Origin of the sequence: Pseudomonas sp. NPDC089392 (assembly GCF_044749595.1) — a bacterium.
In the GTDB taxonomy this organism is placed as follows: Bacteria; Pseudomonadota; Gammaproteobacteria; order Pseudomonadales; family Pseudomonadaceae; genus Aquipseudomonas.
The window spans coordinates 12,894-27,432 of sequence record NZ_JBIVIF010000049.1; the positions used below are offsets into that span (position 1 = coordinate 12,894).

Annotated in this window: 8 protein-coding genes; 6 read left to right on the plus strand and 2 right to left on the minus strand. The window is 62.4% G+C overall.

What is annotated here, in order from left to right:
- Window positions 1-5: 5 nt before the first annotated feature.
- Complete coding sequence (locus ACIP1G_RS27510) at window positions 6-1,775, minus strand: GMC family oxidoreductase (protein WP_400742766.1); 1,770 nt, start codon at window positions 1,773-1,775, stop codon at window positions 6-8.
- 35 nt (window positions 1,776-1,810) lie between these two features.
- Window positions 1,811-2,530 carry a gluconate 2-dehydrogenase subunit 3 family protein gene (locus tag ACIP1G_RS27515; protein ID WP_400742769.1) on the minus strand — a complete coding sequence of 240 codons (720 nt, stop codon included), beginning with the start codon at window positions 2,528-2,530 and terminating at the stop codon, window positions 1,811-1,813.
- A 559-nt stretch (window positions 2,531-3,089) separates the two neighbouring features.
- Between ACIP1G_RS27515 and ACIP1G_RS27520 the strand changes: the two genes are divergently transcribed.
- The 6 genes from ACIP1G_RS27520 (at window position 3,090) to ACIP1G_RS27545 (ending at window position 14,385) form a co-directional block, all read left to right on the plus strand.
- Window positions 3,090-6,020 (plus strand): aminotransferase, encoded by a 2,931-nt coding sequence (locus tag ACIP1G_RS27520; RefSeq protein ID WP_400742771.1) that lies wholly within the window; start codon window positions 3,090-3,092, stop codon window positions 6,018-6,020.
- Window positions 6,021-6,536: 516 nt separating this feature from the next.
- The gene (locus ACIP1G_RS27525) at window positions 6,537-7,442 is read left to right on the plus strand and encodes a LysR family transcriptional regulator (protein ID WP_012273322.1); all 906 of its coding nucleotides are present in this window, start codon (window positions 6,537-6,539) and stop codon (window positions 7,440-7,442) included.
- A gap of 55 nt (window positions 7,443-7,497) precedes the next feature.
- Window positions 7,498-9,363: an FAD-dependent oxidoreductase gene (locus ACIP1G_RS27530; RefSeq protein WP_400742774.1), complete on the plus strand. Its 1,866-nt coding sequence runs from the start codon at window positions 7,498-7,500 to the stop codon at window positions 9,361-9,363.
- Window positions 9,364-9,500: 137 nt separating this feature from the next.
- Window positions 9,501-10,460 carry a hypothetical protein gene (locus ACIP1G_RS27535; protein WP_400742776.1) on the plus strand — a complete coding sequence of 320 codons (960 nt, stop codon included), beginning with the start codon at window positions 9,501-9,503 and terminating at the stop codon, window positions 10,458-10,460.
- Window positions 10,457-13,639, plus strand: a complete 3,183-nt coding sequence (locus ACIP1G_RS27540) for a T6SS effector BTH_I2691 family protein (protein WP_400742778.1) — start codon at window positions 10,457-10,459, stop codon at window positions 13,637-13,639. The genes ACIP1G_RS27535 and ACIP1G_RS27540 overlap by 4 nt, the downstream gene beginning before the upstream one ends.
- The gene (locus ACIP1G_RS27545) at window positions 13,639-14,385 is read left to right on the plus strand and encodes a DUF6708 domain-containing protein (RefSeq protein WP_400742781.1); all 747 of its coding nucleotides are present in this window, start codon (window positions 13,639-13,641) and stop codon (window positions 14,383-14,385) included. Before ACIP1G_RS27540 ends, ACIP1G_RS27545 begins: the two co-directional genes overlap by 1 nt.
- Window positions 14,386-14,539 lie beyond the last annotated feature (154 nt).

A 14,539-nucleotide genomic window follows, 5' to 3' on the forward strand; every position in this document is an offset into this window, starting at 1 on the left:
GCTCCTTACGCCTGCACCAGCGGGCCTGGGTTTTTCAGGTACAGGTCCTTGATGGCCTGGGCCGCGAACAGGGTCAGTGCGCCAATCATCGAGGTCGGGTTGGCCTGGAAGTTCTGCGGGAAGGCGTTGCCGCCCGGCACGAACACGTTGTGTACGTCCCAGCTCTGCAGGTAGCGGTTGAGTGCGCTGGTTTCCGGCGATTCACCCATGATCGCGCCGCCCACATTGTGGGTGGACACGTACTTGGTGATGTCCCAGTGCGAGTCCATGCCCAGGAAGCTTTCGCTGTAGCTGTCCGGGTTCAGCTCCTTGGTGATGTCCAGAACGATCTTGCGCAAGTGCTGCTGCAGCTTCAGTTCGTTCTCTTTCCAGTCGAAGGTGATGCGCAGCAGAGGCTGGCCCCACGGGTCCTTGTAGGTCGGGTCGAGGTCGACGTAGTGGTCGCGGTACGACATGCAGCCGGTGGAGATGCTGATCTTCATCGAATGGCCGTACCAGTCCTGCATGCCCTCCTTCCAGCCCTGGCCCCACTCCGGTGTGCCGGATGGCAGCGCGGTACCGATCGGCGTGCCGGTGGCTTGCGAGCTGTGGATCTTGGCGCCGCCGATGAAGCCCAGCGATGGGCCATCGAAGTTGCCAGGCGACACGTCGTTGAACATCTGCCCGGTGGCGCCGGCCGTGGCGAACGGGTTGAAGTGCTTGTCCTTGAAGAACAGCGTGGCACCGCCGTTGCTGAGGAACGCGTAGTTACGGCCGATGGTGCCCTTGCGGGTGACCGGGCTGTACGGCTGGCCGATGCCCGAAAGCAACATCAGGCGCACGTTGACGAACTGGAACGCCGCCAGCACGACGATCTTGGCCGGCTGGAACACTTCATTGCCCTGGGCGTCGACGTAGGTGATGCCTTTGGCGGTCTTGCCGTCCGGGTGCAGCTCGACGCGCAGGACGTTGGCATTGACCCGATAGTCGAAGTTGTCCATGCGCTTGAGCGCATCCATCACCGCAGTCTGCGGCGAGGCCTTGGAGTAGTTCAGACACGGATACTTGCTGCAGTAGCCGCAGTAGTTGCACGGCGCGATCTGGTTGCCGTAGGGGTTCTTCCAGGCCCGCGACACATTGGCCGACGGGTTGGGGAACGGATGGTAGCCGAGCTTGCACGCGGCGTCGGCGAACATCTTGTTGTTCAGCGTGTCTTCCAGCGCCGGCAGCGGGTACGGGTTGGAGCGCGGGCCTTCGAATGGGTCGCCGCCAACCAGGATCTGGCCGTTGAGGTTGCCAGTGTTGCCCGACAGGCCGCAGATCTTGTCGAACTTGTCCAGGTACGGCTCGATCTCGTCCCAGGTGAACGGGAAGTCGCCGATGGTCATGTCGCTCTGCAGGACGCCTGGGGCATAGGCCTGGTCGGCATAGGTCTTGAGCTTGATGTCGGTCGGCGTCGGGCGGATCAGCACGCCGGTCCAGTGCAGGCCCGAACCACCCACGCCGGTACCGGGCACGAAGGCGCCCCACTGGCGGGTCGGCAAGGCGGTGCCGTTGAGGTTGTGGCGCACGGTGAGCGCGCCATCCTTGGGCGTGACCATGATCTTGTTGCGCACGCCGTAGGCGTACTGGTCAGCCGGCTTGGGGTAGGCGAAATCGGCGTTGGTGCGGTCTTCACCGCGCTCGAAGGCGCGCACTTTCAAGCCTGCCTGGGCAAGCTCGATGCTCATCAGCGAGCCGGCCCAGCCCAGGCCGACGACGGCGACGTCGACTTCGTCATTGGTAATGTGTGCCATATAAACCTTGAATGCTGTAACTCGAAGCGAAGGGATCAACCGCGTTGGCCGGTCAGGCTGACCGGGCCGAGGGGGTACGGGACGTTGTGCTGGGCGACCCATTCCAGGTAGCTGGCCCTGGCACCGGGGAAGCCGATGGCGATCCACGCCTTCATGCCCTTGTTGCCGCCGTAGATGGGGTCGGCCAGCCAGCCCTGACGGCTGTGATTGAGCAGTTCGCCGAAGAACAACTTGGCTTTGAGCACGCTTTCGCCATGGGCGGCGAAGTCGACCTGGCCGGTTTGCAGCTTCTTCAGAACGTCGTCGCGCTTGCCCAGTTCGAGCAGCGCGAAGTGCTGGCCATGGGTGGCCTGGCACCAGCTTTCCAGCGCGGCGATGCCTTTGCGGTAGACCTGCTGCGGGGTGTATGGCAGCTGATAGCCGAGCGTGGCCGGGGCATTAAGGTCGAACGGCCCTTCCAGGTAGATCTCGCTGCCCAGGTCACCGGCCAGTTGCTGGTCGATGAAAATCGGCACGTTGGTTTCCAGCGCACCCGGACCACGGCCATCGGCGGGGATCAAGCGGTCGCAGGCGGCGAGGATGAAGGTCCATTCGGCCGGGGTGAAGAAGCACGGGGTGTAGCTGTCCAGGCTGGGCGCGGCCATTTCCGCGGCCATCGCGGCGCTGAGGCCATTGACGGTGATGCCCATCGCGGGCAAGGCGATCAGCGACGAAAGCAGAAACTTCCTTCGCGAGGTTTGTTTGGCTAACAACATGCAGGTCTACCTATGACTAATCACTAAGACCCGTGAAACGCTGGAAACGGCAGGCTTGGGAACTGCTCTTCTGCGACTGCGATGGTGCGCTGCAAGCAGGACAACGTATTCATACGGTCATACACATGACAGTCATCGTATATCACGGGACGCGAATGGTAGCAGGCTACCTAATAGGTAACAAATTGTTTATTTTCAGCCTGTCAACTACACAAATGTCGCAGCTGTATTGCCTGGGGTGGCCCTTTCGCGGGTAAACCCGCTCCTACAACGATTGTTGCCACATGTAGGAGCGGCCTTGTGTCGCGATGGGCTGCGCAGCAGCCCCGGCAACTTGTGTGTGAGCTCAGATCCAGGGGCCGCTACGCGGCCCCATCGCGACACAAGGCCGCTCCTGCACCGGTTGCGCACTCCCGTGAGACCGGCGCCAGCTGGGGCTGGTGGGACAACGGGTCGCCAAGTTACATCATCAACTTCTCTGACAACAATCGTCTTTCATCATCAGCCAGATCGGGCATAAATTCTCCACCGTCAACTCCAGCAGCAACGGTAGAGCCCCATGTCCAGCCCACTGCACCAGCCCACCTCCCCTGCCCTGGCCACGCTGATCCAGCGTTCCGGCCTGCCCAGCCCTGCGCTCAGCGAAGCCCAGGCACACACCGTGCTGCAGTCGCACTACGGCCTTGCCGGCAACCTGACGGCAATGGGCAGCCAGCAAGACCTGAACTTCCGCGTGGACACCCCTCAAGGCAGCCTCGTGCTCAAGGCCTGCCATGGCAGCTATGCCCAACTGGAACTGGAAGCCCAACACGCCGCCCTGGCCTACCTGCGCGAACAGGGGTTGCCAGTACCCGCCGTGCGCCCGGCCAGCAACGGCCAGACGCTGCTGGAACTGGACATCGACGGCCAACCTCTGCGCATGCGCCTGCTCGATTACATCGAAGGCCAGCCGCTGACCCGCCTCAAGCACATGGAACCTCGCCTGATGGCTGAACTGGGCGGGCTCTGTGCGAAGCTGGACAAAGCCCTGGTCGACTTCGACCACCCCGGCCTTGCACGCACCCTGCAATGGGACCCGCAACATGCCCAGGCGCTGATCGAACATCTGCTCCCAGTCCTGCAGGACAGCAGCCAACGGACCCGTATCGAACAGGCCACCCACGCTGCCAACGCGCACCTGCTGCCGCTGGTTGATCGACTGCCAAGCCAGGCCGTGCACCTGGACATCACCGACGACAACACCGTGTGGGCCCGTGACGGCGAACGCCAGTGGCAACTGCAAGGGGTGATCGACTTCGGCGACCTGCTGCGCACCTGGCGCATCGCCGACCTGTCGGTGACCTGCGCGGCGCTGCTGCACCACGCCGAAGGTGACCCGCTGCGGATCCTGCCGGCGATCAGTGCCTACCAGGCGCTCAACCCGCTGACCGAAGCCGAGCTGCGCGCCCTGTGGCCATTGGTACTGAACCGTGCTGCGGTGCTGGTGCTGAGCAGCGCGCAGCAACTCGCCGTGGACCCGGGTAACCAGTACACCCGCGATAACGTCGCGCATGAGTGGGAAATCTTCGACACCGCCACCGCCGTGCCTTTCGCCTTGATGGAGGCGGCCATCCTGCAGGCTGCCGGCCTGCAACCCGCCACGCCGGACCTGAGCAACTGCGCTCCCCTGCTCCCCGAACTGAACGGGCAGGCAGTGACGCGAGTCGACCTCGGCGTGCTCAGCGTGCATTGCGAAGCGGGCAACTGGGAGCAACCCGGCTTCGACCAGTACCTGCTGAGCTCGCAACCCGCCCCGGCCTGCAGCCTGCACGGGCAGTATCGCCTGTCGCAAACCCATATCGACCGCCCCGAAGAGCCGGCCACCTGCGCCCTCGGCGTCGAGCTGCACGTGCCCAACGGTAGCCTGGTGCAAGCGCCAGCAGCCGGCACGTGGCAGCGCCATGGCGACGGCCGTGGCTGCCTGCACACCGCGAACTGGGCCTTGTGGTTGCAGGGCCTGGAAGATACCCCGGCAGATGGCCAAGCCGTGGAACCAGGCCAGTCGCTGGGCAGCAGCTGTGGCTTCCTCAGTGTGCAGTTGTGTCTGGACACCGGCATCCAGCCGCCATTCTTCGCCACTCCGTCTCAAGCCGCCGCCTGGCTGGCCCTGTGCCCGTCACCCGCCGCGCTGCTGGGCTTCGACTGCGATGCCGAGCCACTGCCCGACCCGCAGGCACTGCTGGCCCGCCGCGATGCCAGCTTCGCCCGCTCGCAGAAGCACTACTACGCACAGCCGCCGCACATCGAACGTGGCTGGCGCAACTACCTGATCGACATGCAGGGCCGCTCGTACCTCGACATGCTCAACAACGTCGCGGTGCTGGGCCACGGCCACCCGCGCATGGTCGCCGAGTCGGCGCGGCAGTGGTCGTTGCTGAACACCAACTCGCGCTTTCACTACGCCGCCATCACCGAGTTCTCCGAGCGCCTGCTGGACCTGGCGCCCGAAGGCTTCGACCGGGTGTTTATGGTCAACAGCGGCACCGAAGCCAACGACCTGGCGATTCGCCTGGCCTGGGCCTACAGCGGCGGGCGCGACCTGCTGAGCGTGCTGGAGGCCTACCACGGCTGGTCGGTGGCCACCGATGCCATTTCCACCTCCATCGCCGATAACCCGCAGGCCCTGGAAACCCGCCCGGACTGGGTGCACCCGGTCGAGGCGCCGAACACCTTCCGTGGGCGCTTCCGTGGGGCCAACAGCGCCGCTGATTACCTGCAAGACGTCGACGCCAAACTGGCCGACCTCGATGCCCGTGGCCGCCAGCTGGCGGGCATCATCTGCGAACCGGTTTATGGCAATGCCGGCGGTATCTCGCTACCAGCGGGTTATCTGCAAGAAGCCTATGCCAAGGTCCGCGCCCGTGGCGGCGTGTGCATCGCCGACGAAGTACAGGTCGGCTATGGCCGCCTGGGCGAGTACTTCTGGGGCTTCGAGGAGCAGGGTGTGGTGCCCGACATCATCACCATGGCCAAGGGCATGGGCAACGGCCAGCCGCTGGGCGTGGTCATCACCCGCCGCGAGATTGCCGAGGCGCTGGAGGCCGAGGGTTACTTCTTCTCCTCGGCCGGCGGCAGCCCGGTCAGCTGCCGCATCGGCATGGCGGTGCTGGACGTGATGCAGGAAGAAGGCCTGTGGGACAACGCCCGCGACACCGGGCGCTACTTCAAGGCGCGCCTGCAGGGTCTGGTCGACAAGCACCCGCTGGCCGGCGCGGCGCATGGCTCGGGCTTTTACCTGGGGCTGGAGCTGGTGCGTGACCGTGAAACGCTGGAGCCGGCTACCGAAGAGACCATGCTGCTGTGTGATCGCCTGCGTGAGCTGGGCATCTTCATGCAGCCGACCGGCGACTACCTGAACATTCTCAAGATCAAGCCGCCGATGTGTACCAGCCGGGCTAGTGTGGATTATTTTGTCGACAGTATTGATCGGGTGCTGGGTGAAGGGTTGTAGGGAATTGGGTGGGGCTGGAGGTGTTGGGCTTTAGATGTTCAGGGCCTGTGAGGTCGAGCGCCGCCAGGTGTTCGCCGAAACATTTTCAGCGCCTATGAGATCGAGCGCCGTAGGTGTTCACCGAAACATTTTCAGCGCCTATGAGATCGAGCGCCGTAGGTGTTCACCGAAACATTTTCAGCGCCTATGAGATCGAGCGCCGCCCGCGCGGCGCTTCGCGGCTAAAGCGGCTCCTACGTTTGTTTCGGGCCAATTATGCCTGTGGGATTTGCGCGCGAACGCCTTGGCGCATGGCTCGATATCGCGTCGTACAAACAAGGCGGTCGCGCGCGCCTGGCACAGGCGATACTGGCCAGAAACAAACGTAGGAGCGGCTTTAGCCGCGAAGCGCCGCGCGGGCGGCGCTCGATCTCACAGGCGCCGAAAATCTCAAGGCAGGCCCATGGCAGCCCCGAGACATCTCAAAACCCAATCCATTACCCTTCGCACACAACCCCAACTTCAGGTTCACCCAACATGGCCTTCTCCAGCGACTCCCTGGCAATCTTCCTCGCAGTGCTGGATGCCGGCTCATTCTCCGCCGCCGCCCGCAAGCTGGGCCGTGTGCCTTCAGCCGTCAGCATGGCAATCGCCCAGCTGGAAGCCGAGCTGGACCTGCCGCTGTTCGACCGGGCCACCCGCAAAGCCCTGCCCACCAGCGCCGCCCTGGCCCTCGAGCCACAAGCCAGGCAGGTGATCTGCCAGCTCAACCTGCTCGACGCCCAGGCCCTGCAGCTGCACAAAGGCCTGGAAAAACGCCTGACCATCGCCATGGCACCCGAGCTCCAGACGGGCCGCTGGAGCCAGCCGCTGGAGGTCCTCGCCCAGGAGTTCCCAAGCCTGGAAATCGAGGTGCGCTCCGCCACCCAGACCGAAGCCATTCGCCTGCTGCATGACGGCAGCGTTCAGTTGGCACTGGTGTTCGAACGGCCCGGCATCGACGAGCGCGAGTCATTCCTCGAAGCCGGCAGCCAGTTGCTGGTAGCCGTCGCCTCACCGCGCCATCCAGCCGGGCAGAACAGCGGCACGCCATTGCCCGAAGAGGCCTTCGCCGAACAACGGCAAATCATCGTGGCCTCGGGCAAGGCCACCGGGTCGGACCCGCGCATGGTGCTGTCGCGGCGCATCTGGCTGACCGACAGCTACCTGGCTACGCTCGACCTGGTGCAGTCCGGGCTTGGCTGGGCCTACCTGCCGCAGCCGTTGGTTGAGCCGCTGATTGCATCCGGTGCACTGGCCGAAGTGCGTTTCGACAATATGGCCAGCCGCCTGCGCTTGTGGGTGGACATCATCTGGATCAAGTCGCGGCCGTTGGGCCTGGGCGCCAGGCGCTACCTGGACGTGATGCGCCAATGCTTTGAAACAGAATCTCCAAGGTCCTGACCGATACCCGGCTACGCTTCGAGCAAGCCAAGGGTTGCCCAGTAAGGACACTGACATGACCATCACACGACGCGACTTCCTCAATGGCGTAGCCCTCACCATCGGTGCCGGCCTCACCCCGCTGCAGATACTCCAGGCTGCACCGTCCGGCCGCTATTACCCACCCGCCCTCACCGGCCTGCGCGGCAGCCACCCAGGCGCATTCGAAGTGGCGCACCAGATGGGCTGGGAGCACAAGGTATTCGACACCAGCAGCCTGAAGGCTGAGGAGCAATACGACCTGGTGGTGGTTGGCGCCGGCATCAGTGGCCTGTCCGCCGCCTGGTTCTACCGCCAGCAGCACCCGAACGCCCGCGTGCTGATCATCGAAAACCACGACGATTTCGGCGGCCATGCCAAGCGCAACGAGTTCCAGGCCGGCGGCCAGATGATCCTCGGCTACGGCGGCAGCGAAGCCTTCCAGTCACCCAAGCACCTCTACAGCGACACGGTGAATGGCCTGCTCAAGCAATTGAACGTGGACGTGGACCGCTTCCAGACCGCCTTCGACCGCAACTTCTACCCCAACCTCGGCCTGTCCCGTGGCGTGTTCTTCGACCAGGCCGGCTTCGGCGAAGCGAAGCTGGTCAGTGGCGACCCGACGCCCATGGTCGCCGACGATATCGCCCCGGACAAACTCAACGCGCGCAGCTGGCGCGCATTCATTGGTGACTTCCCGCTACCCGAGGCCGACCGCCAGGCATTGATCGACCTGCACGAGGCCCCCCGTGACTACCTGGCGGACAAAAGCCTTGAAGTGAAAGAGGCCTATCTGGCCAAGACCAGCTATCACGACTTCCTGCGCAAGGACGTTGGCCTCAGCGAAGCCGCCACCCGCTATTTCCTCAGCCGCACCAACGACTTTTCCGCGCTGAGCATCGACGCCGTGGCCGCCGCCGATGCCTATGGCGTAGGTTTCCCCGGCTTCGCCGCCATGGGCCTGGCGCCGATCAGCGAAGAGCTGAAAGCGGAAATGGAAGAGCCCTACATCTACCACTTCCCCGACGGCAACGCCTCGCTGGCGCGGCTGTTGGTGCGTAGCCTGATCCCCACTGTAGCGCCCGGCAACAACATGGACGACATCATCCTGGCGCCCTTCGACTATGCCAGGCTGGACCTTGCGCAAAACCCGGTGCGCCTGCGCCTGAACAGCACCGCCGTCAGCGTCATCAACCGCGACGCTGGCGTCGATATCGGCTACAGCCAGGCCGGCCTGCTGCACCGGGTGCGCAGCAAGCACTGCGTACTGGCCTGCTACAACATGATGATCCCCTACCTGCTGCGCGACCTTTCCGCCGAGCAGGCCCACGCCTTGGCGCAAAACGTGAAGTTCCCGCTGGTGTACACCAAGGTGGTGATTCGCAACTGGCAGAGCTTCATCAAACTGGGCGTGCACGAGATCTACGCACCGAACCAGCCCTACAGCCGCGTGAAGCTGGACTACCCGGTGGACATCGGCGGCTACCGCCATCCGCGCGACCCCAACCAGCCCATCGGCCTGCACATGGTCTACGTGCCGACCACGCCCAACGCCGGCCTGGATGCCCGCGACCAAGCCCGCATGGGCCGCAGAAAGCTTTACGCCATGAAATTCGAGCAGATGGAAGACATGGTTCGCGAGCAACTGCAGGCCATGCTGGGGCCCGCAGGTTTCGACTACCACAGGGATGTTCAGGCCATCACCATCAACCGGTGGCCGCATGGTTATTCGTACTATGCCAACAGCCTGTTCGACGACCAGGGCGAGAGTGAAAAGCTGATGAACCTGGCCCGCAAGAAGGTCGGCAATGTCGCCATCGCCAACTCCGACGCGGCCTGGGAGGCCTACGCGCATGCGGCTATAGATGAGGCATCGCGTGCGGTGAACGAGCTGCTCGCGTAGCGCACTGCAGGGGCTGCCTTGCGCAGCCTCGTCCGAAAGCGAAAAGTCCTACAGCTCATTAGGACGCCGCTAGCTCCCTGCTGAATTGATTCCTCGTTAGATTTCTGCTCGCCATCAAGAAGAGAAAGGAACTTCTCATGTCGAGCCAGTCCGCACAGGGCTACTTGCAGTTGGTCGATCACTTCGCTAACCAGCAGCGCCAGCCAGAAGAGGCCCTGTACCTGTTACTGGACCCGTTTGCCGGTTGCCCGCCCGGGCACCCGCTGGGCATCGCTGCGCTCACCGAGGCGCTAGGTAATGATGCCGTAACGCGCGTCGACAACAGCGGGCTGGTGCAGGACCCTGAACGCTGGCCTGCGCTGGTCCGGCTCGCCAGCCCCGGTGAAGCAACCACCGCCCTTGCAGTGCTCAGCGCAACCTGTGCCGCGCGTGAAGCAACGGCCACCTGGCACTACGTGTGTGGCTGGCTGCTCAGCGAGCGACCTGCCGACCTCATCGCCCGACACATCAGCCAGCAGTGCCAGGTGCTGCATCAACCGAAACCGCATGGCATCACAGCCTGGTTCGAACCTGTGCGCCTGGCGTTGCTACGCGCAACCCTGAAAAACGCAGGCGTAGTCCTTGGGCCTGTTCGCAGCTGGCTACACCCCGATGGTTGTGGCAGTTGCACGGTATTTGAACGGCAACCTCTGGCTGGCGAGCTGGTCGTCCCCGAGGCCGCCAGGGCTACCCAGCACGTCGCCCCACAGATCATTCAACTGCTCGGCGCCTGGCGTCGGCTGAATGCCGCCCAGCATACCTACGCGCCCTGGCATTTCGCCGGCTCATCCGGCTTGCCGGAAAACGCCCCCACCCATGTCATGAACCTCATGCTCAAGGCTTTCAAGCAGGGCCTGCGCGACCGTGCCGATATCCAGTGCATGTGCCTGCACATGGTCATGATCCACCCACTGCTGCTTCAGCACCCGACCATCCAGCGCGATGTGGCACAGGCTGCGGCTGGCGAGCAACGCCTGGCTGCCCGTTTCGCCAGCTACGACGACCGCACTTGGTCACGCATTGTTGCCGCCCTGCCGCAGGCAAGGAGTTACTCATGAGCATCAGCAACGCCATCCACGTCGCCATGCAGGAAGAAGTACCCAACACCTACGGCAGTTGCAATGCCTGCGGGCGCTCCGGCCTGCCGATTCTGCTTTTGCGTGAGGCCTACGCCCCGCGCCCCGATACCGGGCGCCCCTATCGCCTGGCGGAGGACAGCGAAATCATCTTCCACCCGATGCACACCGACCAGTTGCGCCTGTTGCGCCAGGGGTATGTCTACGTGCTGCTCGACAAGGAAATCTGGCAGGCCTACGAGGTCGCGGCAGAAGGTACCTTGCAGCGCTTTCCGGTATCACAGATGCCACTGGGGCCACCTAGGTCGTTGCCCAAGTGGTGCGCCACCGAAGGCCACGACGTGATCGCCTCGTTCATCAACATCAACACCCTGCTCTACCGAAAGGCCTGGATCGCCTTCGCCAACGACCCCTGGCCCCGCGCGGTACTCGACCGCTACCGTAAAGGTATCGCCGACGGCGACCCAGGCACCCTCGCCCGCTTTGTCGAAGTAGATCTGGACACCGCGCGCAACGACCCTGCCAGCATCGGCATTGCCATGACCGATAGCTTCCGCTTCGGCATGGAGAATGTGCTGGAGTTTTCCACGTTCTCCTCTGCCAGGTTTGCCAGCGTTCATGGCTTTTACAGCCGTTTTGGCCGCTGGACTGAAACCAATAACCATGTGCGCAATGTTATCGCGCAGGAACAACTGCCCAACGGCGTGCTGGCGCTGACGCTGCCCGACCCGGTCGGCATGGTGATGGAACTGAACGCGCAACGCACGGGCTGGGTCCATGCCATGCAGGAGTGGCGAGCGCAACCGCAGCGGCATTTCGAGTACTTCACTTCGCAGGCATTACTGGGCATCCAGGAGTTGCACGCAGCCACGGCCGCCGCGCAGGGGGCCGAGGACGCACAGCGCGAGGCCACGCAGGTTGAGCAGTGGAACAACAGCCCGATCGCGGCCAAGGCGTATCTACCGCCGCTGGATATCGACGCACAGAGCGAGCGCAACATTGCGCGCAAACAGCAGGAAGCCCGTGAGCGGCTTGAACAGCGTTACGACGAAAGCGCCCGCGCTGCGTTCCAGGCCGATTACGACCGCGAACTGAAAAACTGGCAGTCGATGATCGACCAGGTTGGCGACCTGTATGCCCGGCACTATGCCAAACGCGCGTTTCAGCAGATCGGTTACTTCGACTATGACGCGAGAGACCCTGTTTCGGTCGAGTACTTCATCCAGATGATGGCCGCCTGCCTGGCTGGTGGCCCCACTGAAGCCCTGCCCCAGGAAGGCCAGCCGCTCGGGATGACCCAGCACATCTGGCAGCAGCTGCTGGAAGACGAGCGCAGCCTGCTGTACCAAGCGCTGCTGGCGAGGAACCAGAAGCTGATGCAGGAGGCGATTGTTGCGCTGGCCGGGGACGACTTCGGCAAGGTGTACGACATCATCAAAGGCATCGCCGGCACTGCCGACGGCCAGTTATTGATGATCAAGCCGATACAGGATGCCATCGGCCAGTTGCTGGCCGCGACCAACAGCGCAGGGAATGCGCTCAGCGAGCACCTCAGTGAACGGAGCAAGACGCTGATCGGCCATGCGCATCGCTCGGCATTTGCGCTGTTTGCCGGGCAGCAGGTAACCCCCCTGCGGGTGTCGCTGACACTGGGCGAATACATGAGCCTGCTCAACGAGGCCTTGCAGGCGCGGACCGATGCGTTTCTGCAACAGATTGACAAGCAGTTCCGTGACCCCGTGGGGCGCAAGGTGCGGGCCATGGTGCTCAGTGGGGCAATCAACATTGCTGCGCCGGGCAACCGCAACCAGATTATCGAGGTGGTGCTGTGGGCGTTTGAAAGCGCTGAGAGTTTGCAGGCGCGGCTGGCGCAGTTTCGGGAGGGGGCAGCCAGTGGCATCGGGGCGCTGGTACGCAGTGTTGCGATTGGTGCAGGTACGCTGGGTACTCAGGTTGCCGGTGGGCTGAAAGTCAGTTCGATGGCCGCGCAAAGCGTGGCGAGCGGTGCCATGCGTAGCTTGCGGGATGGAGCAGCCAGCGGCGCAAGCGCCGGACTGCTGTTTGCCTTGGGGGGCCTGTGGTTCCATCAGGACAGCCTGGGCAAGAACTATCGCGCGTTGCAAGAAACGCATCCGGAAAACCCGGAGGCGCTGGCGGCGATCTGGTCTTCATCGCTGGGATTACTGGGTACTAGTGTCGAAGCAGCAGGGCTTGTTGTTGCGCTGGTACGCCCGCAGATACCGCGCCCTGGGACGGTAACCACGATTTCACTGGGAAGCAAGATAGCCAGGTATGGCGCCGCTATTACCGCGTTGGCCGGTGCAATGGATACAGTGCAATACCTGAATGCGCTCGTTCGGACTAATCGCCAGGGGGATACGGCTTCAACCTTCAGATATATGGGTGCGGCCGGGGCAGCCGCGTTCTCCGCTGGCTTTGGTGTTTATGCCGCGCTATTCGCAAGTTCGCTGCTCAGCCCTGTCGGCTTTGCGATTATCCTTGGCCTGGTAGCCTACACGCTGGCGATGGATGCCAAAAATCAAGAATCTTCATTATTAGAACTGTGGTCCCGACATAGTAGATGGGGAACACCAGAGGAGCATCGACGCTGGTTAAATCCACAAGATCTGGACGCCGCAATTGGCGCACTGAATGCAGCAGCCTTGGGTATTCAGGTGCACACCTCGATTGAGACAAGGCTTCAATCCTCTCACACGGCACAAATGCCAAACCAGACTGGCGCTTTGCTCAGTGATGGAAATGTTGTCCCGGCAGGATTCTATCTTGACGTTCACATACGTCTGCCAAACTTCGATACCGAAGTAGCACATTACAAATGGCACCTGACCATTGTCCCGGCGGGACGAAATCGACAGCCATCTCATCTCGCAGGCAACAGTTCACTCCCGGGGAAAGTCGAATACACCCCAGGAGAGACGAAAAGCATCTTTACCAACCCTGAAATACTCAGCGACCACATACACTCGAAAACCACCGACAGAGCCCTGCACATCAGCGGTTCATTTCCACTATTGGAAAACCATAGTATGGAATGCATCGAAGTAACGCTCACTTACTGGCCGGACAGGCATGACCAATCAGGCCATGCAAAAGTATCAATAAGAGAAAATAAAATGACTTCCTTCTGGAGCTTATTCTAATGCGAGGCCCGAATCTTAATCCGCCCTGCACCGGTTGGAAGCAAGACCTCCCCCACCCAGACATCCCCAGCACCATTGAGCCCGGCCTGGGCTACCAGAGTGCAAACCACCAAGACCTGATCTACCTTGAAATACCCAGATCAATCGGCTGGGCGCGGGAAATAATGGCTTTTATTTCACTGCCCTCTATTGCCTTCACCGCGTGCCTGCCCATCACAATAAAACTCAGCTTCGAGTACCGAGATTTCGAATTTGTATCTATTGGTATTTTACTACTGGCCTGCGGAATATGGGCATCTACATTTTTCCTTCGAATAAGCATATCCCCACCCCGAGACGAACCACTCCGCTTCAACCGAGCACGGAAAAAAATCTATGCTTACAACTTCAAATACTGTTGGTGGAACCCCTTCACGACATGGAAAGTAGAACCCGTTTGCTATGACTGGTCGCAAGTCCGCGCCGAACGCTGGTCACAATCCGGCGTCAAATGGGGCGTCATGCTGTCCATCGTCGCGCCAGGCACAAACAACGTCGTCGACCGGTTTCACCTGAATACCATGGGCGCTGACCAGCATGCCTGGGCCTACATTTGCACCTACATGCAGGAAGGTCCCTCAGCCCTCCCGCCACCCGGGGAACCCAAGGATCACAACGATGTGCTCTGGTGTGAGGTCGCCCTGCGACTGGCCCCCAGAGTAGAGTGGCCAGCAGAAATGGATCTGGAATCGAGAACAGCACCCTGAACTAACAGGCTCTTGTGTGCCGGTTCAAGCTTGCTGGGGCTGCTGCGCAGCCCATCGCCGGCAAGCCAGCTTCCACCTCGACCGCATCGTTCTCATGCCTTGCGCAGCCCTGTGGGAGCTGGCTTGCCGGCGATGAGGCCAGGACAGGCAGTAC

Bases quoted from the DNA above. Each gene is read 5' to 3' on its own strand.
- ACIP1G_RS27540 (WP_400742778.1), top strand. From the start codon at position 10,457: ATGAGCATCAGCAACGCCATCCACGTCGCCATGCAGGAAGAAGTACCC.
- ACIP1G_RS27520 (WP_400742771.1), top strand. From the start codon at position 3,090: ATGTCCAGCCCACTGCACCAGCCCACCTCCCCTGCCCTGGCCACGCTG.
- ACIP1G_RS27525 (WP_012273322.1), top strand. From the start codon at position 6,537: ATGGCCTTCTCCAGCGACTCCCTGGCAATCTTCCTCGCAGTGCTGGAT.
- ACIP1G_RS27510 (WP_400742766.1), bottom strand. From the start codon at position 1,775: ATGGCACACATTACCAATGACGAAGTCGACGTCGCCGTCGTCGGCCTG.
- ACIP1G_RS27535 (WP_400742776.1), top strand. From the start codon at position 9,501: ATGTCGAGCCAGTCCGCACAGGGCTACTTGCAGTTGGTCGATCACTTC.
- ACIP1G_RS27530 (WP_400742774.1), top strand. From the start codon at position 7,498: ATGACCATCACACGACGCGACTTCCTCAATGGCGTAGCCCTCACCATC.
- ACIP1G_RS27515 (WP_400742769.1), bottom strand. From the start codon at position 2,530: ATGTTGTTAGCCAAACAAACCTCGCGAAGGAAGTTTCTGCTTTCGTCG.
- ACIP1G_RS27545 (WP_400742781.1), top strand. From the start codon at position 13,639: ATGCGAGGCCCGAATCTTAATCCGCCCTGCACCGGTTGGAAGCAAGAC.